This is a genomic window from Candidatus Nitrosopumilus sp. (genome assembly GCF_040878665.1).
Classification (GTDB): domain Archaea; phylum Thermoproteota; class Nitrososphaeria; order Nitrososphaerales; family Nitrosopumilaceae; genus Nitrosopumilus.
Genome location: NZ_JBBDLU010000002.1, coordinates 143146 through 164036 on the forward strand (window position 1 = coordinate 143146; position 20891 = coordinate 164036).

The window sequence follows — 20891 nt, forward strand, 5'->3', positions numbered from 1 at the left end:
TTCTAAATCTCCCTTGCCACCAATTCGACATGTGTTAATACATTGTTCTTAGGAGTTGCTCTTCCCATAGCTCTTGGAATGAATCTTTTTACTATTACCCCTTTGTGAACTGTTGCATTAATGATTCGTAATCTGTCTAGGTCCATTCCTTTGTATTCTGCATTTGATTCTAAATTATCTAAAACTTTAATGAATTCTTTTGCTGTTTTTTGAGGGTAACGCCCTGACATGACACCTGGGTCTGCTTTATGCCCTACTTGATTTTTATATCTTCTAAATGGCACTGCTCTTTTTTTGTTAATCACTGCTTGCAAATAATCTCTTGCTTTTTCTATGGATAGGCCCTTTAGTGATACTGCAACTTCGCGAGCATGTTTATGTGAAATGTCTTTTTCTCTTAAAGATGAACGTACATGTTTTGTTGCATCATAGTTTTGGAAAGCGTAATTGAATCTACCCATAATAATCACTTTAATGGCACGTAGAGACTGGATCTTGATGCACCTACACCTGGGGCACCGTGTGAAACTCTCTTGTTTGTTATTACATATTCTCCTAAATAATGTCCAATCATCTCCGATGTGATTGTAACTGATTGGAATTCCTTTCCAGAGAATACGTTTACTGTGACTCCTACCATGTATGGTAGTACTATCAAATCTCTAAGGTGAGTTTTGATAGGATTTTTCATTTTACCTGCTTTTGCAGATTTTATTTCTTCAATTAATTTTCTTTTTCCGTCATTAATGCCTCTTGTTAATGATCTTCTTTGTCTAGAATTGAACAGTGTGAATAATTTTTCTAGTGATAAACTATCAAGTTCCACTTGTGGGATTCCTCTATATGAAAATTCTTTAACCATCTCTATTCTCCTTTGTTAATGTACTTCGAGTTCTATGGTCCATATTATAGCATTCCTATCTTTGTTGCCAAATCCCTTGCTTTTTCTGTACTTTCAAACTGCACAAATGCTTTTTTACCGTAAATTGTTCTTGCTGTGTTTACTTTTTTGACATTTTCTTTGTATAATGTCTTTACTGCTTCTGAAATTTCTGATTTGTTTGCAGATATCTCTACTATGAAGCAAATCTTGCTTTCACTTTCTACCATTGCAAATGTCTTTTCGGTAATGTATGGTTTGATGATTATTTTCATTGCTTGATCTACATTCATTGTATTTTCACCATTAATTCTAGATGTGTTGATTTTATTTTTCCAATTTCTTCTATTGCTGATTTGGAATATACTGTTAATCTAATTGGGTCTGATCCTGGAGCCAAGTCTAATACGCTTAGTTCTTTAGCATTTCTTACTTCTACACCTGGTACAGCACCTACTGCTTTAACTAAATTAGAAGAATCTGATGTTACAAACAAAACACTTTTTCCAACTTTTTTATTTCTACCTCTCAATCTTGATTGTCCGGAACGAGGTTTTCTTGCGTTTAGTCTTTTGACGTCCTGTGATAATTTCAATGAATCTAACACTTTGATAATTTCGCTTGTCTTAGAGATTGATTCAATATCATTTGATACTATTATTGGAAATGACTCGATACCTTCAATTTTATGTCCTCTTAATTCTACTAATTCTTTTGATGCTGTTGCAGCTATTGCAGAACATAGTGCTAATTTGTTTTCTTTTTTGTTTAATTTTTTGTAAATTATTTTGTCGACAATTGGTGGGTGTGCTTGTCTTCCACCTCTAGTAGATGCTACTTCTGCACCTTGACCTTGTCTTCCTCCTCCACCACCACTCATTCTTGCAACACGAGCAACACCTTGGCCTGTTGGAGGATCGTTTGAATCTGCCACTACATCCATACCTGCAGTTGGTTTTCTTCCCTGTCTCTGAAATTTATGAGATGTTAAATTAGTGAAAGCTTTGTGAATTAGCTCTCTTCTATATGGAGTTGAGAATATTGTTGGAAGTTCTACTTCTCCATCTTTAGTTCCAGATGTTGAATAAGTTGTTATTTTCATTATATTACTACCTCCAAAATGTTTGGTTTGATAACTTTGGCTGGAACATTTCGTATCTGACTTCTCATTTTGATTAGTCGTTTGTATGTTCCTGGAACTGATCCTTTTAGAATTATGAAATCTCCTTTAACTAAACCAAAGTGTTTGTATCCTCCATCTGGATTAATTTTAATTCCATCTGATTCTGTGTTACCCATTATCATAATTCTTTTATCGTATTCTATTCTTTGATGGAATCCCATCTGTCCTGCTCTTGGAACTGTAAACATGACGCTTTGTGGTGAAATTGGACCTAATGAACCAACTTCTCTAACCGTCTTTCTTGATTTATGTTGTTTCTTTTTTACTCCCATTCTTGTAATTACACCTTGCCATCCGTGACCTTTTGTAATTGCTGCAACATCTACACTTGCACCTGTTTCAAAAATCTGATCAATTTTGATTTCTTTTCCAAGTAACTCTTTAACATGAGTAAATTGTTTTTGTATGTCTCCACCACTAACAGATGCTTCAAAAACATATGGCTTCTTTTGCTCTAATCCTGCATCTCTTGGTGAGACTGCAACTATTGCGAAAATCTCTTTAATCTGTTTTAATCTTTTTTCTGCATTTTCAATTGAACCTGCAACATTTTTAATTGTAATTTCTTTAGCGATATTTTTTGGTATGTCCTCTGCGTATACGTCAAACTCTGCATGCATTCCATAATGATCTTTTGAATATCCACGTATTCCTAAAATTAACACTGGTGGTGTTACTAGTACTGTTCCTAAACTAACAAGCTGTTTTCCTGCATTTGGTACTTTGTCACGATCATCAATAGTCACAATCTGTACGCAACCTGCTTTGAATCCACAATGTGCTAAAATTTTTGGTTCTTGTGAATTTAATTTTGGCCATGCTCTGATTCTTGGCTCCATACTTCTCGCACGGCTTCTTGGTAAGTATGCAAGACTTCCTCTACGTGGTTGGTGACGTTTTCGAGCTCCCATGATTAAGTCGAATCTAGATTGCCCTCTATTAAACCATATGAGATATAGTTAACCTTGCTAAATTTTTTGGTTAACCATATGTGCCTAATTTATCATGGTGTGAATAATTCCGATACAGAATTCCAAATTGTTATTGCACCAATAACAATCCCAATGACTCCAATTCCAACAGCTAATAATAAAAAATTTTTTCTTTCTGGCATATCATGATGTATTATATGCGTTAATTACAGCCAAAGTTCCTAACACTGCTTCTTCTAAACGAACTGTTTCAGTAGCTTGGTTTGGAAAAAAGTTTAGAGATCTCGCATTTTGTACATTTTTCATCTTACCTCCAATGATCTCATGTACACCTTTTTCAGGAGATCCAAATACTACTAGTATCGGTTTATCTACTTTAGTATATTTTGAGATCTGCTCTTTCGTAGCAGTTTTCCCTTTTCGTGATGTTATGATGATATTTCCTTTCCATTCGTCTAATAGTGAATACAAGTTTGCTCTTTCTTTTACTGAATACCCCCAATATGCTGGAACTTCACTCTTGTTGATCTCTTTTACAGATAATCGTGGATATCCTTCTTTGAATTGGACTGTTATTCTTTTTCCAACTGATGTATTACCAAAAAATGGTATTAATTGATTAATCCCAACATCTACAAATCTTTTACCTTTCAAGCTTACTACAATGCCTTCTCTTATATCTCCACGGTTAATTTTTTTAGCATTAGCAGGTGTGATGTGACTTGGAATTTTCAATGGTAGTAACACTCCTGCAAATTTCAAATCATTCATTTTTGGAAATAATCTTCGTCTCAAAAACTGTGGTGTTTCTAAAAACTTTAGAATCATAATCATAAGATTTCCATCTGATTTTGTATTTCCTTCTTGATACACATAGATTGTATCTATTTTGAAAATTGCGCAAGCTCTTGCTAACACTGATATTTTTCGTGTTTTGTCTATTTTGAGTGATTCATCTGATAACGCAGATTCAGGGATTGCAACGGATAATTTCAATGTAATTTAATCTCTCAGGCAGTTAGAATAATTATTTTTGTTCGTGTGGATATTTTGTTTTGGCGTCCTTTGCATATTTTACAATTTGTTCATCTGGAATTAATTCATAGAGTCCAGTATCTTTTTTCATACTTGCCATTCTGATATGACTTGTTCCTTCTTTATCTTCACTTGAAAGATAAATTCCTGCAGCAGCTAATGTTGCTGCTTCATCTAACGAAAGATCACTGTTGTAAGTTTTCTCTAAAAAGTCTGTCACTTGATCAGAACCTGAACCTATTGCAATTGCATCATAAGAGATGTATGTTCCACTTGGATCAGTCAGATATAGTTGAGGTGTATTATTTACAACTCCACCTAGAATAAGTGAAACACCGTATGGTCTTACTCCTGCGTACTGTGTGTATTGTTGACATTGATCAGCTAAGTGTTTTGCAATCGTTTCAACTTCAACTGGTTCATCATAAATCATTTTGTTACTTTGAGAAAAGAATCGTGCATTGTCTACTTGACTTCTAGCATCCGGAATATATCCTGCTGCAGCTACTCCTACATGGTCATCTATTTGAAATATTTTTTGAGCAGTATTTGAAATTTGTAATTTTCTTGGTTTTTCTTCTACTGCAATAATGATGCCGTCTTTGCATTTTATTCCTACTGCAATTGTACCTCTTCTTACGGTTTCAATTGCATACTCCACTTGGTACAATCTTCCGTCTGGTGAAAATACAGTAATTGCTCTGTCGTAACCTTGTTGTGCAGGAAGCATTTGATATCGATGCTTTGAAAGTTTAATTTAAGTCTAGCCTATCATTTTTGCCGTGAGATATGAAATTAAATTTTCAGGACATGAAAATATACGATCTAATCATCAAAAAACTATAGAGATTACAAAAGAATCTTCTTTAACTCCAAGAGGAGATTGTATTGTAGGAGTTAGTGCCACTTCTAGTTGTAATGACTTGCCTCAAGAAATCAAGGATAAACTTAGAAATCCTGGTTCTAAAGTCACCTTTTCAATTTCTGTTGATACATACGAATTCACCATTGTAGGAAGTGGTCATCCTGATCTAATTCTTACTCACAAAGAAGATATCGTACTTAGAAAAAGTGATTTTATTTGTCCTAGGACCATAGCAATAAAATGTGATAAAGCATCTGATCTACTCCCAAGAGAGATGATTTCATTATTGCAGAATCCGAAAACTCAAGGCACATTTACTATAACTGTTGAATGAAACTGTGACAATTTTATAATCATTTAATTATGCTATATTGTGGGTCGTAAAACTAATTTCTTTATTTTGATTCCTTTAATTGTTTTTGCTGCAGTGATCATTGGATTTGGAATGTTTAATACTATTTGCAAAAACTCAAACATTCCAATTAATTGTTAAATCATACATTGTGTATTCTATTTTCCTGCTTTAGTTAATTCTGGTTTAGCATGATTTTCTTAAGCCATAACAAACTCAATCTATTATGATAAAACCCACCATCGAATTAACAATTTCTAACATGCCTACAGATTTGGAATTAAAGAAACTAAAAGAATATTTCAAAGAAATGCCTGTAGATGAAATTCTTTCTGGTTTAAAATTTGCAAAAAATAGATGGTCTGCAAAAGATGCTGGTACACTAAAGGTTGGACGTAAAAGTATCATCCAAAAAGAAGTTCATTCTGTAACCAGTGAACAAGCTCAATGGAGATTAAAGAACTGGAAGATGATGATTGCAAATTATCGAAGACGCGGCTATAGCTATCCTACTATTTCTAGAATAAAAAAAATATTAGTTCAAAAAAGTAAAAAAAAGTCAAAGTGATTGGCTAAACTTTGATTCTATTTTGTGAACCATATTGTGAAATAGATATGTTGAAAAAATAAATCATTGGAAAATTGGTGTTGACCAGAAGATGCCAATAGAAATACTTCCTTGGTCGGGCAGTATGAAGACTATTGTAATTCCAATTTTTCCAATGACTTTGATCTTGTATGGCTTGTAAAGGTATGATAGACCTAACATGCAAGATCAACATTACTAAAACTATGAAAGTATTATAGGTGTCTGAAATTACATTTTCATATTATATGATTCTAGATTCATGGTTTTCTAAAATTATATTTTACAAAGTTATAACAAAAAACTAGATTAATCATCATGTTTAATATGAAAAACACATTGATCAAAAATATGAGTCAAGAAACAAAGCCTTGGGTGTTGGTAAGCAGCATACAAAAGGAAACAAAATCATCTGATCTTGAAATGATTACTCCACAAATATCATCTCTTGTGGATGAATGGCAGTCACAAGGGAAAATAATGTGGTCCGGTGCATTTGATAATCAAGTGTCGTCAATGGCAGTTTTTGAAGCAACCGAACAAGAAGCAAAAGAATTTTTTAAAAAATATGAGAACATTTGCTCTGGAATACTAACGTATGAAATGTATCAATGGGATGCAATGCCAATTCTATCAATTTTATCAAAGTGATAGAAATTTTTATTTTTTATAATATGGCTGAAGATACTCTTGTTTAGTATTAGTAAATAAAAATAGAAAAGAAGAGCCTAAACTCTTAGACTGATTCTGGATTTTGCAGTGATAGCAATTACACTTATGATTGCAATAGATAGTATCATTATTGCAACGGTACCAAATTCTGGAACAACTGTAGCAATAGTATCCATTTTTTCAAGAATTGCATCTACTTGAGCATTGACTTTGGAACTTGCTTCACCGTTTTTAATCATAGTTCGAAGTTCTTCTCTTAACATGATTTCAACTTCTTCCATGAGTTCTTTTTGATCCAACTCAATTAGAGGGCCTTCAAGAAATTCAAAGTTATCCAAATATGCTTTGGTTGTAAGACTTAATGCTAAATCAATATCTCCCTTTGCATACTCTTGCTTTGTTTGTTCTAATAATTCTTGGATGTTTTCCACATACTCTAGTAGATTGACTTCTTCAGATTCTTCACCTAAAATCTCATCAAGTTCGTGAATGATTCCACCAGCAAGTGTTTCTACTTGTGAAGGATCTGCTCTTGCATCATATGCTGCCCAAAGATCTACGTATAGTTCTTCAATCTCTTCAACTGTATGATGATCAATGTCAGATTCTATTTCTGCAAAAATCTGTTGTGATCTCCATACAAATGCAGAACCATCTTGGAATTCTGCCATTTCTCCTATGACTCCATCAGATACAGCTTCACCATATTCAGCTATAGATGTTTCAAGTAAGACTTGCATTAATTTTACTTTGAATGCAGTTTCGTCACTTAATTCATCACCAACAACAGTTGAACGTGCAATGGCAACTACATCTTTTGCATCATCGATTGCTTGCTGAGCTTGCGCTCTTGATACTTTGGTGTTTGCCTTATCTTGCAATTTCATCAATGTGTCTTGAACTTTGACATCAAGGCTAGGATCTGATGCTTTGAGTACGGGTTTCATTGAATCATACAATTCTGCAATTGGATGTGTTGCATGAATCAATGCAAGTTCGGCATTATTATCATCAAGATTTTGTTCTAATGCCCAAAAATGTCCTAGTGTTTCTTCAAGTGAAGAAGCAAATTCTATTTTTGATTCATTAGATTCACCAAGTTCATGAATGATACCATTAGCTATTACTTCAACTTGTGAAGGATCTGCTCTTGCATCATATGCTGCCCAAAGATCTACGTATAGTTCTTCAATCTCTTCAACTGTATGATGATCAATGTCAGATTCTATTTCTGCAAAAATCTGTTGTGATCTCCATACAAATGCAGAACCATCTTGGAATTCTGCCATTTCTCCTATGACTCCATCAGATACAGCTTCACCATATTCAGCTATAGATGTTTCAAGTAAGACTTGCATTAATTTTACTTTGAATGCAGTTTCGTCACTTAATTCATCACCAACAACAGTTGAACGTGCAATGGCAACTACATCTTTTGCATCATCGATTGCTTGCTGAGCTTGCGCTCTTGATACTTTGGTGTTTGCCTTATCTTGCAATTTCATCAATGTGTCTTGAACTTTGACATCAAGGCTAGGATCTGATGCTTTGAGTACGGGTTTCATTGAATCATACAATTCTGCAATTGGATGTGTTGCATGAATCAATGCAAGTTCGGCATTATTATCATCAAGATTTTGTTCTAATGCCCAAAAATGTCCTAGTGTTTCTTCAAGTGAAGAAGCAAATTCTACTTTACCTTGATATGATTCTGCTGAGACAGTTTGTATAGTGCCTGTTACTAGCACAGATGTTATTAGAAATATTATAATGATTGCTTTATTCATTATTTTTCTTGCTTATTGTATCTGATTTAAGCTCACAGTATATTCTTCCTAGTTATTCTAATTCTTTAGAATAAGACCAATGTTCTTTATAATCAAAATATGATTCGTTACTGGATTTTTAATATTGCAATTTGATTTTAGATGAATACGTCTGTTCTTCTTTCAACAATTTGACGCTTGAGACTTTCTGGGACGTCTGGTATTGATGATTTTGTTCTACCTGCAATAACACTATGTGCTTCTTCTAGAATTGCCAATGTGTCAGCGTTTGTTTCTGCTCCAACACTGAAACTATCCACCATTCCAACTGAAGAGCCTGACATTACATCTCCAAGTATCTGGGATAAGTCTTGCATCGATGCATTTGCATCTGGCATAATTCCACTCAATGCTGGACTTAGGCCTTTAATGATTGACATGCATGGGCTAAGTGTTACTACAACATCTCCTAATTCTGAAACTGTGTCTAATCGAAGTTTTACTTGCACCATGGATAATTTTGCACCACTTACCATGTTTTTCATTTTTCTCACCTGTGTTAATTCCCCTGCATATGCTTTAGCGTAACTTGGTTTGTTGTTTTTTTGAGCATCTACTATTTTTTCAAATATTGCATCATGTTTTACTCGTAATTTTTCATTAATACTTTCTAATTTTGTAATTTGAAATTGTAATTTTTTTTGTGCAAATTCTATTTTATTTCGTAATGGTTCATCAGGTCTTACTTTTCCCATTACTCTTTGAGATATTGATTCGCCTTCTGTTTTATTCCAAGAGTTACTGATCATTCTTAATTTCCTGAATAATCTTGAATTTTTTCTTTTAAACAGATTTGTCACTCTTGGTGGTGTCACTAGAGTTACAAGTATAAAGAGTACACCTATCCAAAGGTAAATGTGAATATTTGAAAGCCTTTACCATCTATTTTTATTTCAATCAAGTGTGTTGAACTATTCTCATTATTGATAATGTTGTAAAGACCTGCGTCTGTGATTTGTAATTTGTTACCATTAATGATGTCTTTTCCTGCATATTCTATTGGCAGTGGTGACCCATCTAGTAATATTTCTAATTCTGCATAGTTGTCTGTTACGATGTTTACTTCTTTTGCATTGTATAGTAATTTGACTGAGCCAGTTGTTGATACTAATTCCATACTGTCATCATAATTTTTCCAATCTCCTATTGGATAGAATTTATGCAAATCTGTGTTTTTAGGTTCTGAATATGAAATGATTTTGTTTGGTTGAAATCCTTCTTCACTTCCTAACTGATTTCTGTTTTGAGCAAATTTATATCCAAAATATAATTCCGGAGTCCTAAACATTGAATGTTGAAACTCTTCTATATCAACAAATGATGTAGTTGATGTTACTTGCATTCCTAGTGCGTTAGATCTTTCTTCTAAAAGTTGCTGAATGATTTTTTCTGTTTCTTGATATCTCCCTTCTCCTATGTGATCATATCTTAGATACCCTTCATGATCTGCAATGTATTTTCTTGGCCAATATTTGTTTTCAAATGCTTTCCATGTTTTCATGTCATTGTCTAACACCACTGGATAATTGATTCCATGTTTTTCAATTGCTAATTTTACATTTTCAAAATTTTTCTCAAATTCAAATTCTGGTGAATGAATTCCAACTATTAACAATCCTTGATCTGCATATTTATCATTCCATGCGGTGATGTATGGCAATGTTCTAACACAATTAATACAACTATATGTCCAAATATCGTACAATACAACTTTACCCTCCATTTCTTTTTTCAACTCATCAGGCGTTGTGTTTAGATAATCTGTTATTCCTATCAATTCTGGAGCTTTTTTGAATCCTGATTTGTCAATTTTTGTATTTATGATATTATCTGTGATTTCTGTAGGCTGAATTTGTTGATCAAGTGTAGAGAATACTGTACCTAATATTGCCAATCCTGCAGCTATGATGATTCCAAATATCAGAGCTGTTTTTATTTCTGAATTCATATTCATCCTAACAACACCAATTCATTTAGAAGTGGAAAGTTTGTAATATATGCAAGTTGATTCGTAAATACGAGAACTCCTAAAATAATTATGAATATGCCTAATATTACATTATAATACTTTAGATGTTTTGTCATTGAGCGTATAATTCTTGTTGCTCTAGAAAAAAATATCCCCATTAAGATAAATGGAATTCCTAAACCAAATGAATATGCAAGTAACAAACTAAATGAAATAGATGGCGTAGTAGCTGCTAAAGTTAGTATTGTTCCCAATATTGGACCCACACATGGTGTCCATCCAGCAGCAAATGCCAATCCAAACACAAATGACATTGGGTAGCTTGATTTTGTATTCTTAGGAAAGAATTTTTTTTCCATATTTAATGAACGGATTTTAGTAGATAGTAGTAAAAATATCCCAAAACTTACTATTATTATTCCTCCTACTATGTTGAGACTTTCTATAATTTCACTTGCTGCACTTGATAGTATACTGTTGATTAAAACACCCAATATGGAAAATACAATTGAAAATCCTAAAACAAAAAACACGGTGTTAAATACAATGTTTAACCTATTAATGGACAGAATAGTTCCGTTTTTAGATCCGATCTCTGTTACTGTGGTTCCAGATATGTATGCAAGAAAAGCTGGAATTATGGGCAAAATACAAGGGGCAATAAATGAACTCAGACCTGCAACAAATGCTATGAGAATAGTTGGGTCTGCCATGCTTTAAAATTATGATTTTTCCTTTAAAGGATTATTCCATATCTTTTTCCAATAATGTACAGTGAATTTTTAACTAGGATGATGCGTATTTTCATTATGAATAAACGATTTGTGATTGTTGGAATAGTTTTGGGTATTGCAGTCACACTGGCTGTAATTATTGGTTCACCTGCACTTGGTGGGTTTGATATGATGCGTTAATTGAATTTTTTATACGCTTTTTCAAAAATCTCAAGTGTTTTTTCAATATCTTTCTCTGTTAACCATGCCGTAACTGAAATTCTCAATCTTGCCTGATTTTTAGGAACTGTAGGATATCTTATTGGCTGAACAAATATCCCACTATTCAGCAAAAATTCTCCAAAAGCCATTGCTTTTTTCTCGTCGCCTATGATTATTGGAATAATTTGTGTAGTTGATGTTATATCATATCCAACTTGCTTGAGACCTTTTGATAAATGAGTGACATTTCTCTCTAGTTTTCTTTTTTGTTTTGTTCTGTTTGATTCGATTCTTTTTAAAGAGTGATCAATTAAAAATGATGGAAGTGCTGATGTATAGATAAATGATTTTGATTTGTTTATGCATAAATCAATTACATTATTTTGTGATGCAATATATCCTCCAAATGATCCAAGCCCTTTACTTAAACTACTTATATACAAATCAATTTTTTTTGAAACGCCAAAATGTTCTGGAGTTCCCTTTCCATCTTTTCCAATTACAAAATCCCCATGAGCATCATCTATAACTGTAATTGCATTTGTTTTTTCAGATATTTCTGTAATTTGTCTCAATAATGATAAATCTCCATCCATGCTAAACACTCCTTCGGATATTACAAATTTGTTAATTCCTTTCTGTTTTAATTTTTTATTCAAATCATCCATATTGTTATGTTTATAGATTGAAATTTTGGCATCTGATAGTTTACAAGCTTCTATTATGCTGGCATGATTTAATTCATCACTTAGAATGATGTCTCCTTTTTTTGCTATTGTAGAAATTGCTCCAAGGTTTGCCATATATCCAGTTGGATAAATCAAACTGTTTTGTTGTGATTTGTGTTTTGCAAGTTTGCCTTCTAGTTTTTTATACGATTCATCATTTCCAGATACTAATCTAGAACTTGATTGTAATTGTTTAACATCTATTGGAATATTGGGAATTCCCAGATAATCATTTGAACATAAGTTGAGAAGTTTTTTCTGATTGATTATGATGTGCCCTTCTTTTATCTTGCCGTATCGCAACTTTCGATAAAGATTATTTTTTTTAATTTTTTCAAGTTCTGCATCTACAAAATTTAGATTATACTTGGAGGCCAATTCTTTCTATTAATTCACGATCTTTTTGAGCCGCATTTCCACCCATAGTGAGATATCCCTCAGTGATTATTCCATTAGCTCCACTTTGTAAGAGTTCCTCGCCTGAGTCATTTAATTTTGATTCTCGTCCTCCAGAAATTTTGATTACTGACTCTGGTAACAAAAATCTAATCACTGAAAACATTCGTACAATTTCAGAATTTGGAAGATCTGTTTGTAATTCAAGAGGTGTTCCTGGCATCGGTACAAGAATGTTGATTGTCACTTCTTCTGGATATAGCCTTCCTAATTCTAATGCTAATTCTAATCTTTGTTCTCTGGTTTCTCCTAATCCAATAATTCCACCAGTGCATAATTCTAATCCTGCATCTCTTGCAATACCTAGTGTCTTTAGTCTATCTTCGTATGTGTGAGTTGTACAGATTTCAGAAAATTTTGATTTTGCGGTTTCTAAATTATGATTGTATCTTTTTACTTTTAGTTCTTTTAATTTTTTTGCTTGTTCTGATGTCAAAAAACCTAAACTGCATTCCACACTAATTCCAACCTTGTCATTAATTTCACTAATTATTTTACATACCTTTTCAAAATCTTTTGATGATGGCTCTCTCCATGCAGCAACTAAACAATATGATTCAGCTCCATCCATTTTTGCTTTTTGTGCTTTCTTGACTACGTCATCTGATGATGCTAGTTGATATGTCTCTATACCTGTATCAAAAAATGCTGACTGCCCACAAAATGAACAATCCTCACTACAAGCATTTTTTTTAATATTGTTTAATTGCTCTACATCTACTTTATTTCCATTAAAATCACGAGTTATTTCGTTTGCATGTCTTGCTAATTCTTTCAGGCTTTCTTCTGATATGCCAAATAATTTTTTTGCATCGTCTGTCGAAATTCCAATCCCTGCAAACACTTTTTCTTGACACTCTTTGATAAATTTCAGAGTACTCATATTGGATGCTAGTACTTTTCCATTTATAACGATAATCTCTGTCAAAATATTTTATTTATTGATGATTCTAGGTACAAATAGATTCACTTTAGGCATGAATGAGGCTAACAGATTTTTTAATCATTCAAATAGAAAATTCCAAAACGGTACTGATTATTGAAAAAATTTGACATGGTGTTAATAAGTAGAAAAATAGAACTAAAAATATGAAATTTCTATTTTTTATGATACTTACTCTGATTTTACCTGCTGTATTTATTCCCACAGTATTTGCACATGAACCTGATTTTGAAGGCAAAACACCAGAGAACATTTTAAAATTATGCCATTTTTTCTATGAAGAATATTTGTTAATCGGTTCAGAAAACTTCAAGGATCATCATAAACTTTTTCTTAATGCTAAAATCTGTCCTATTTTATATGACAATATTGCATGGAACAGTCAACATCCACAAAAAGATCTTATATTGATTTTTGAGATTGAAAAGAAATTAGATGAAAATGCAAATTACCTAAAAGAAAGACATGTGGACGAATCTAGTTCAATCCCTAAATGGTTTAAAAATAAAGCAAATTTATGGATTGGATGGGAAATCAAAGACAGAGAGTTTTTGAAAGCAATTGAAAAATTTGCAGATTTAAATTTGACTGATAAATCAGATCCAAACATAATTCCTACATGGTTTAAGCAAACCACAAAATGGTATTTAGATGAAACAATTTCTGAGAAAGAATTTGTCAATTCAATTAAATATTTAACAGAATCATACTAAAACATCTGCCAAAAAATTAAATTCCAACTCACACATCTTCTGAACAGTATTTTTTAATGTCTCATCTGTGAATTTTTTAATATGTAAAAAATTATATTTAAAAACGACGAAGGTATTTCATATTCTTACATCCAGTTTTATATGACTGATCAACGAATCTAATATGTCGTAGATTAACACTCAATGTACCTTTGATTTTGCCGATTTTATAGTATTGATTGTTCTTTCTAAAAGGGATCTGAGATCATTTTCTTTTATTGCTAAAGGCGGTACAAGCATGACTATATTTCCTAGTGTTCTAAGATAGATTCCTTGTTTTTTACCTTCCTCAAAAAATATTTTATTTATTGATTTTTGTGGTTTAATTGGAGTCTTTTTATTTTGGTTCTGTACTAATTCAATTCCCATAAGCATTCCTTTGTGTCTAATGTCTCCAACAATGTCTATTTCATAGATTTTATCATAAAATTCCTCAAAAACTTTTGAAGTAACTTGAATTCTTTTTATTAAACTATTTTTTTTATACATTGTAAGATTCTCATTTGCAACTGCAGCTGCAATAGGATTACCTGTGTATGTGTGTCCATGAAACAAATGTTGCCAATCATTGAATTCTCCTAAAAATGAATCATAAATTCTCTTGTTGGTTAATGTTGCAGCCATTGTAAGATATCCGCCAGTTAACATTTTTCCATAGGATACAATATCTGGAATGCAATTTTGTTCTTCATACTGAGTCATAGATCCTAATCTTCCAAACCCTGTTGCAATTTCATCTAAAACTAATAACACATCATATTTTTTACATAATTTATCAATTTTTTTTTGAAATCCTTTTGGGTAAATTATTACTCCGCCTGCTACTTGTGCTCCACTTTCCATCACAAAAGCTGCAATGTTATCATATTTTGAAAACTGTGTTTCAATTTTTTCTAAACAGTAGTTTTGATAATCTGAAAATGTAAAACCTTTTGGTGTTCTATATTGATTTGGAACTGGAAATTGCATGGTTGTGAATAGTTGTTTTTTAAATTTACCAAAAAATTCTGGTACATATCCTACTGACATAGCTCCAAATGTGTCTCCATGATATCCATTCTCTAATGTAGCGATCTCTGTTTTTCTTTTATTCCCAACATTTTTCCAATACTGCAATGCAATCTTGATAGCAATTTCCATTGCTGATGAACCATTATCTGAATAAAACACCTTGTACATATGAGGAGATATTTTTACAAGATTACCTGCTAGTTTTTCAGCAGGCTCGTGTGTAAGATTGAATAATGATGAATGTTGAAGTTTTTTGCTTTGTTTTGTGATTGCTTTAATCAACTGAGGATTAGAATGTCCCCATACATTACACCACATTGATGCCACTGCATCAATCATTTTATTTCCTTTAGAATCGATTAACCATACTCCTTTCCCCTTAGTAATTTTATCAAAGGTATTCCATTCATTCATCTGAGTATTCGGGTGCCAAACAGAACTTTTCAACTGTTTTTGTATGTTCAAAGATCTTAATAATTAACCGATGTGTTAATCTATGAAATATTTCAATTGTTATTTGTTGAACTCATTTTTTATCACAGGAACTGATACAGATGTTGGAAAAACGTACATCACTGCGGGTTTGGCAGTTTCGTTTAGAAAAATGGGTATTAATGTTGGTGTTATGAAACCTTTTGCTGCAGGGACTGCTCAGAAAAAAGGTTTCAAATCTGAAGATGTTGAAATTTTATCTCGTGCTGCACAAGTAACTGATCCTGAGGAATTAATTAATCCACAATTTTTCCCAATTCATGCATCTCCTTATACTGCATGGAAGAATTTAAAAATAAAACCAAAAATCTCGACAATCCTTTCAAGTTTTAAAAAATTATCGAAACTACACGATACGCTTCTTGTAGAAGGTGTGGGGGGCATAATGACCCCTATTTTGAAAAATTATTACGTCACACATTTGATTAAAGATATGAAAATTCCTACACTGATTGTAACTAGAACAAGAGTTGGGACCATAAATCATACCATGATGACAATTAAGATTTGTGAAAAATATAAAATTCCAATCAAAGGAATAATTATTAATAATTTTGATGAAGGTTATGATGTATCTATTTTGAAACGAGATTTAGAAAATCTTACTGGCGTCAAAGTTTTAGGTTCAATTCCTTTTATCGATAATATGAGTGACGATTCACTAAATCGTGTATTTCAAAAAAACTTGGATCTTAAACAACTTTTGAAATAATTTTTCCTTAGGTCCTATACTAATATCCTTTATTTGAATTTAAAAAAGGAACTTGGGTCTTTCTATTTTACATTATGTTACTAAATATGACTATTGATGACACAAAACCCCATATTCCAAAATGCACATTTTTTGTTTTGATTATACATTCAGATAATGCATCTTTCATAATGTGATATGATCATATTGTTGTCATAACTAATAGTATGTTTTTTTTGATAATGACAACTTGCTTTCTCCTCAATCTTTAATCATTTTCAAATCTACTCTCACACTCGTAAAATTTTGAATTTATTTGTGCCTCCAATATTACTGAATTTTCCTATCTCAAAAATTATCTTTGTAAAAGAATCATGTTCCTTGTTTAATACAAATGATTTTTTCTCTAATTGAATTTTTTCTGATAAAACAATCCAAATGTTTTCTTTTTCAGATTGAATTTTCTCTAATTTTTCAATTTTTTCATTTATTTGATTAATGTTGGATGATTTTGGTATGCAAATAAGTAATGTTTTTTTTGGATCTTTTTCTAATGTTTTTATATCTGGAATTACAATATCTAGTTCTTCTTCTTTGTACATTACCTTTCTTTGACTAGTAATTAGAGCATTAGTGAGTAAATAATGTAAAATTCCTGTGGCTAATACCCCTATCGATTCATCTTTTTCTCCTAATGTAATAATTTGATCATAACAATTTTTTACAATCTCACCAATAATCAAATCAAATTTTTTTTCAATAATTAATTGAGGAATAGTCTGTGAATTTTTGATGTATTCAAACAAATAATCCTTTATAGGATTTGACTCTTCTTGCATTATTCGTTATAGATATAGCGTCTTTCGCCTCTAGTTTCTTTGTCTGTTTGTACGTTCACTAGAACAAATTCTTTCTTAGAGTGCACCATCGATTCTTCAGGAAGTAGTTTATTTTCATGCAATTCTTCGTATTCCTCCCACGTCAATCTTTTCCTTTCGCCTATCTCTACTTCTAAATTCATATTTTTTACAATTTCTTTGTATTCTGGTTGAATGACTCCACTGAATACCATTGCACTACTTCCACTGCCATAGGAACCAAATCCGATTCTTTTTCCATCTAACTCAATTCCTTTCTGATATTCAAATTCTAAACTACTCCTAAATCCTAAATAAAGTGACGCGGTATACAAATTACCAATCATGCTTGATGCAATCAGTGAACTTGAAAGTTTTGATTCGTACACCTCTTGATATTCTCTAGTTTTTGTAAATAATTTAGTAAACTCGTGATCTTTTGCCATGAATTCCTCATCTCCTAAAACTGATTCTATTGTGCCTCGTGGATCTTTTGGTTTTGGTTCCTCAACTCCTATCTCTTGCAATATATTTTTCCAGCGTGGGAGCTGTCTCCATTCATGTCTAACCAAATATGCTAATGCCTTCTTTCCCATGTTGCTATATGGTAAATGCATGTTAATGTAATCCATATGATCTAAAATTGTCTCCCCTGGTTCCAGTTTAATTAGTCCTGTTGATACTACTTTTTTCTTATATGCTTCTAATGCCTTTCTTACTTGAATCATGTACAACAAGTTTGAATACTGTCCGTGTACAATTGGAGTTTCTTTTCCAAAAGGTCTGTAAAAATCATATTCGTCTTTAATTGATGTGGATGTTACTTTAGGATCAAATGTCAATAATCTTGGTTCATCGTTTAGAAGCATAACTACTGCTCCTGCACCTTGCGTCATTTCTCCACTAGAACCCATATCATATTTTGCAATATCTGAAACTACTACCAATGCATGTTTTCCTTCTGCTTCTCCGGCTCTAATCCAATTTGTATTGTCATATAGTGCGTATGAACCACTTACACAAGCAAATTTGGTTTCTACTCCTCCACAGTGTTCAAAAGCACCTTGTCCGTAAACTTGCTCTAGCATTCCAATAACGTATGAATTCATAGCTTTTGATTCATCAAAAGCAGATTCCGTGGAAACATACAATCTACCAATATCTTCTGGAGATAGTTTATTTTTCTGCATAATTCGTAGACATGCATTTGCTGCAAGACATGCTGGGTCTTGGTTGGCATCAACTATTGCCATTTGTGAGACTCCTAATCCTTTTTGTAATTTTACTGGATCTAATCCTCTATTAGCTGCAAAATCCGCCGCATCTAAATACAATCGAGGAATGTATATCGCAATGTCATCTATCCCAGCTGTCATAAGCTAGCTCCCGGAATTTCATTAATAAGGATATGGGGTTAATTCTAAATAACTATAAAGGAAATTCCTGTAATTTCCACGCATTATCTAATGAATTGATCGCATTTTTTATTTTTCTAGTTCACTCTCAAAAACTTTTTCAAATGTTTCAAAAGGTTGAGCTCCAAAAAGTCGTGTAGTTTTACCATCGGGTCCAATTACAAAAAATGCCGGGGTTCCAGTTAATTCTAAACTTTTTGCATCATTATTACTTGCAATAATGCTTTTTGAATGTGACCCATTCATCATACACTCTGTCCATATGTCCATATCTAATCCAATTTCTTGGGCAAATCTTGCAAGATTCTCTGATGATGCCCATCCGTTATTTTCTCCAGTCCAATTTGAATACAAAATATCGTGATACTCCCAAAATAATTCCTGGTCACTTGCACAATGAGCACCATGTGATGCATTGACTGAATCTGGGCCAATGATGTTGTAGTCTTTGAAAATCATCTTTACTTTACCTGTTTCAATATATTTTTTCAAAATATCCTCTTCTGTTGAATGAAAAAATACATTACAAAAGTGACACTGATAATCCCCAAATTCAATTAATGTAATTGGCGCATTTGAATCACCAAGTACTGGAGAGCCATTGTCCAAAAATGTGTTTATTGTAATCTTTGGTGAATCTGCTTGTTGAATTGTCGGTGTTGGCTCTAGGATTAACTCTTTTTGATTTGAAATACTGTCAAATCCTACAAATGCAATTATTATCACAACAGCTGCAATTGCTGCACCAATTGCAAGTGAGGGGGCATGAATCAATAGAATCTAAACTTCTTTTGGTACATTTAGTCTTTTGTGATAATTATTTGTGTGATGAAGGATTGCTCCTGCGCGTGTTCTTTAAAAAACCTTGTAGGGTGAGTTTTCCTATCTGTATTAATTGTCATGATATGGGTACTAATTTTATCCATTGATATACAAAATTCTGTTTCATATAATCTATTTTCATTTGTTATCCCTTCGTTTGAAAAACTATTGTTTCTGATATTGGATCAATCGGTACATGTGCTGAATATTCTAACATACGTCCAAGAATCAAAATATCTAATATTGAAGATGGTAAATAAATTCATGCTTTGTGTCTAAACAAAACTTGTTTTATTTTATAAACAATTTTTATTCCAGATTAATCTAGTGAATGTTAATGGGTTCTAAAGAATCAGTACTAATCATTGAAGATAGTCCTGCAGTTGGTATGCTATTAGCAGAATTTATGAGGAAGTTAGGATATACTGATATCAAAACAGCTGAAACAGGTCGTGCAGGAATCTCTCTTTTCAAACAATTTGTTGAGAAAAGTATAACACCATTGATTTTTTTAGACTATAATCTGCCTGACAGTACCGCTAATTCTATAATGTCACAAATTTTATCGATAAAACCATTTACAAAAATCATTATTGAAACTGCTAATGGAAAAGAAGAAGAGAGCATCAAGGAAGTGATTGGTTTGGGAGCATATCATTATCTCCAAAAACCAATTCATTTTAATGATGTAGAAAAAATTATCACTATTTTAGAAGAAGAAGAATCATATCTTGCAAAAAAATCTAGGCAATCCGATGCAATGGAGGAAGATATAGACGAAACAAAAATAGCTGAACGTATTAATTTCATTTTCCAAACCAACAATCAAGTCAGCTTAAATAAAATCATCGAAATTCTTGGATTTTCTAATAATTTTATCGAGTCATACTTGAAAAAATTAGAAAAAGAAGGAAAGATAATTTCATTAGATACTAAAAAAGAAGTCGCATGTAATCAATGTGATTCAATACGAACTTCTCAAGTATTCTTCTGTCCTAATTGTAAAAGCTCAGACTTTAAACTTGGAAAATTAATTGAACATTACGACTGTGGAAATATTACTGAGGAAAATACATATCAAAATGATATTTGCCCTAATTGTAAAAAGGAAATAAAAGCACTAGGTGTAGATTATCGAGTTATGAAAAATCATTACATGTGTAATAATTGTAAAGATTTTTTTCCTGAAATTTCAACTAATTACATTTGTTTGAAATGTGAAAATAAATTCAGACTAGAAGAAGCACGCTGGAAATCTAGTGTGAATTACAAAGTTGTTAATAGGCAATAATTCCATTTTTTACTAAATATTCTATTCCTTGCACAAATGTTTTATCATCAATTGAGCCATCTGCCCACCATCCTGCATTAGATTTTATCCATTCAGGCACTTTTTGATCATTTGATGTAGTTTTGGATTTTTCAGATACTGTGATAATTCCATTTTTTACTAAATATTCTATTCCTTGCACAAATGTTTTATCATCAA

At 32.3% G+C, this 20891-nt stretch carries 23 protein-coding genes and 1 pseudogene; 6 read left to right on the top strand and 18 right to left on the bottom strand.

Features of this window, described 5'->3' with window-relative positions; genetic code table 11:
• Positions 1-2: 2 nt before the first annotated feature.
• The 7 genes from WDZ98_RS02150 to WDZ98_RS02180 form a co-directional block, all read right to left on the bottom strand.
• On the bottom strand, positions 3-461 hold the full coding sequence (locus tag WDZ98_RS02150) for a 50S ribosomal protein L22 (RefSeq protein ID WP_368058024.1): 459 nt from the start codon (positions 459-461) through the stop codon (positions 3-5).
• Positions 462-466: 5 nt separating this feature from the next.
• Positions 467-862 (bottom strand): 30S ribosomal protein S19, encoded by a 396-nt coding sequence (locus WDZ98_RS02155; RefSeq protein WP_368058022.1) that lies wholly within the window; start codon positions 860-862, stop codon positions 467-469.
• Positions 863-906: 44 nt separating this feature from the next.
• Entirely contained in the window at positions 907-1173 is a 267-nt protein-coding gene (locus WDZ98_RS02160; RefSeq protein ID WP_368058020.1) for a 50S ribosomal protein L23, read from the bottom strand.
• Positions 1170-1982, bottom strand: coding sequence for a 50S ribosomal protein L4 (gene rplD, locus WDZ98_RS02165; protein WP_368058018.1), 813 nt, complete (start codon positions 1980-1982; stop codon positions 1170-1172). The genes WDZ98_RS02160 and rplD overlap by 4 nt, the downstream gene beginning before the upstream one ends.
• Entirely contained in the window at positions 1982-2974 is a 993-nt protein-coding gene (locus tag WDZ98_RS02170) for a 50S ribosomal protein L3 (RefSeq protein WP_368058016.1), read from the bottom strand. Before WDZ98_RS02170 ends, rplD begins: the two co-directional genes overlap by 1 nt.
• 204 nt (positions 2975-3178) lie before the next feature.
• Positions 3179-3991 (bottom strand): putative RNA uridine N3 methyltransferase, encoded by an 813-nt coding sequence (locus WDZ98_RS02175; RefSeq protein WP_368058014.1) that lies wholly within the window; start codon positions 3989-3991, stop codon positions 3179-3181.
• 31 nt (positions 3992-4022) lie between these two features.
• Complete coding sequence (locus WDZ98_RS02180; RefSeq protein WP_368058012.1) at positions 4023-4760, bottom strand: archaeal proteasome endopeptidase complex subunit alpha; 738 nt, start codon at positions 4758-4760, stop codon at positions 4023-4025.
• Positions 4761-4812: 52 nt separating this feature from the next.
• Here WDZ98_RS02180 and WDZ98_RS02185 point away from each other — a divergent pair, with 52 nt between their 5' ends.
• The 3 genes from WDZ98_RS02185 to WDZ98_RS02195 all read left to right on the top strand — a co-directional run bounded on the left by WDZ98_RS02185 (position 4813) and on the right by WDZ98_RS02195 (position 6484).
• Positions 4813-5229, top strand: coding sequence for a DUF371 domain-containing protein (locus WDZ98_RS02185; protein WP_368058010.1), 417 nt, complete (start codon positions 4813-4815; stop codon positions 5227-5229).
• A gap of 244 nt (positions 5230-5473) precedes the next feature.
• On the top strand, positions 5474-5815 hold the full coding sequence (locus WDZ98_RS02190; RefSeq protein WP_368058008.1) for a hypothetical protein: 342 nt from the start codon (positions 5474-5476) through the stop codon (positions 5813-5815).
• A 369-nt stretch (positions 5816-6184) separates the two neighbouring features.
• Positions 6185-6484 (top strand): hypothetical protein, encoded by a 300-nt coding sequence (locus WDZ98_RS02195; RefSeq protein ID WP_368058006.1) that lies wholly within the window; start codon positions 6185-6187, stop codon positions 6482-6484.
• Positions 6485-6561: 77 nt separating this feature from the next.
• On the opposite strand, the gene WDZ98_RS02200 is transcribed toward WDZ98_RS02195, so the two are convergent.
• The 6 genes from WDZ98_RS02200 to bioB form a co-directional block, all read right to left on the bottom strand.
• Positions 6562-8292 (bottom strand): PEFG-CTERM sorting domain-containing protein, encoded by a 1731-nt coding sequence (locus tag WDZ98_RS02200; protein ID WP_368058004.1) that lies wholly within the window; start codon positions 8290-8292, stop codon positions 6562-6564.
• 137 nt (positions 8293-8429) lie between these two features.
• Complete coding sequence (locus WDZ98_RS02205) at positions 8430-9080, bottom strand: Snf7 family protein (RefSeq protein ID WP_368058002.1); 651 nt, start codon at positions 9078-9080, stop codon at positions 8430-8432.
• 92 nt (positions 9081-9172) lie between these two features.
• Positions 9173-10279, bottom strand: a complete 1107-nt coding sequence (locus WDZ98_RS02210; protein ID WP_368058000.1) for a redoxin family protein — start codon at positions 10277-10279, stop codon at positions 9173-9175.
• 2 nt (positions 10280-10281) lie between these two features.
• Positions 10282-11013 (bottom strand): cytochrome c biogenesis CcdA family protein, encoded by a 732-nt coding sequence (locus tag WDZ98_RS02215; RefSeq protein ID WP_368057998.1) that lies wholly within the window; start codon positions 11011-11013, stop codon positions 10282-10284.
• Between the two features lie 197 nt (positions 11014-11210).
• Positions 11211-12341 (bottom strand): aminotransferase class I/II-fold pyridoxal phosphate-dependent enzyme, encoded by a 1131-nt coding sequence (locus WDZ98_RS02220; RefSeq protein ID WP_368057996.1) that lies wholly within the window; start codon positions 12339-12341, stop codon positions 11211-11213.
• The gene (gene bioB, locus WDZ98_RS02225) at positions 12325-13302 is read right to left on the bottom strand and encodes a biotin synthase BioB (RefSeq protein ID WP_368057994.1); all 978 of its coding nucleotides are present in this window, start codon (positions 13300-13302) and stop codon (positions 12325-12327) included. The genes WDZ98_RS02220 and bioB overlap by 17 nt, the downstream gene beginning before the upstream one ends.
• A 206-nt stretch (positions 13303-13508) precedes the next feature.
• On the opposite strand from bioB, the gene WDZ98_RS02230 reads away from it, so the two are divergent.
• Complete coding sequence (locus tag WDZ98_RS02230) at positions 13509-14075, top strand: hypothetical protein (protein WP_368057992.1); 567 nt, start codon at positions 13509-13511, stop codon at positions 14073-14075.
• Positions 14076-14255: 180 nt separating this feature from the next.
• Here WDZ98_RS02230 and bioA read toward each other — a convergent pair whose 3' ends face one another.
• Positions 14256-15572: an adenosylmethionine--8-amino-7-oxononanoate transaminase gene (gene bioA / locus WDZ98_RS02235; RefSeq protein WP_368057990.1), complete on the bottom strand. Its 1317-nt coding sequence runs from the start codon at positions 15570-15572 to the stop codon at positions 14256-14258.
• 73 nt (positions 15573-15645) lie between these two features.
• Here bioA and bioD point away from each other — a divergent pair, with 73 nt between their 5' ends.
• Entirely contained in the window at positions 15646-16329 is a 684-nt protein-coding gene (gene bioD / locus WDZ98_RS02240; RefSeq protein WP_368058429.1) for a dethiobiotin synthase, read from the top strand.
• A 269-nt stretch (positions 16330-16598) separates the two neighbouring features.
• On the opposite strand, the gene WDZ98_RS02245 is transcribed toward bioD, so the two are convergent.
• From WDZ98_RS02245 to WDZ98_RS02255, 3 genes are all read right to left on the bottom strand, one after another.
• Positions 16599-17147 (bottom strand): hypothetical protein, encoded by a 549-nt coding sequence (locus WDZ98_RS02245; protein WP_368057988.1) that lies wholly within the window; start codon positions 17145-17147, stop codon positions 16599-16601.
• The gene (locus tag WDZ98_RS02250; RefSeq protein ID WP_368057986.1) at positions 17147-18541 is read right to left on the bottom strand and encodes a hydroxymethylglutaryl-CoA synthase family protein; all 1395 of its coding nucleotides are present in this window, start codon (positions 18539-18541) and stop codon (positions 17147-17149) included. The genes WDZ98_RS02245 and WDZ98_RS02250 overlap by 1 nt, the downstream gene beginning before the upstream one ends.
• Positions 18542-18649: 108 nt before the next feature.
• Positions 18650-19354 (bottom strand): DsbA family protein, encoded by a 705-nt coding sequence (locus WDZ98_RS02255; RefSeq protein ID WP_368057984.1) that lies wholly within the window; start codon positions 19352-19354, stop codon positions 18650-18652.
• A 385-nt stretch (positions 19355-19739) separates the two neighbouring features.
• On the opposite strand from WDZ98_RS02255, the gene WDZ98_RS02260 reads away from it, so the two are divergent.
• Complete coding sequence (locus WDZ98_RS02260; RefSeq protein ID WP_368057982.1) at positions 19740-20693, top strand: response regulator; 954 nt, start codon at positions 19740-19742, stop codon at positions 20691-20693.
• On the opposite strand, the pseudogene WDZ98_RS02265 reads toward WDZ98_RS02260, so the two are convergent.
• Positions 20680-20891, bottom strand: a pseudogene (locus WDZ98_RS02265) (hypothetical protein); the annotation flags it as partial. The gene WDZ98_RS02260 and the pseudogene WDZ98_RS02265 overlap by 14 nt on opposite strands.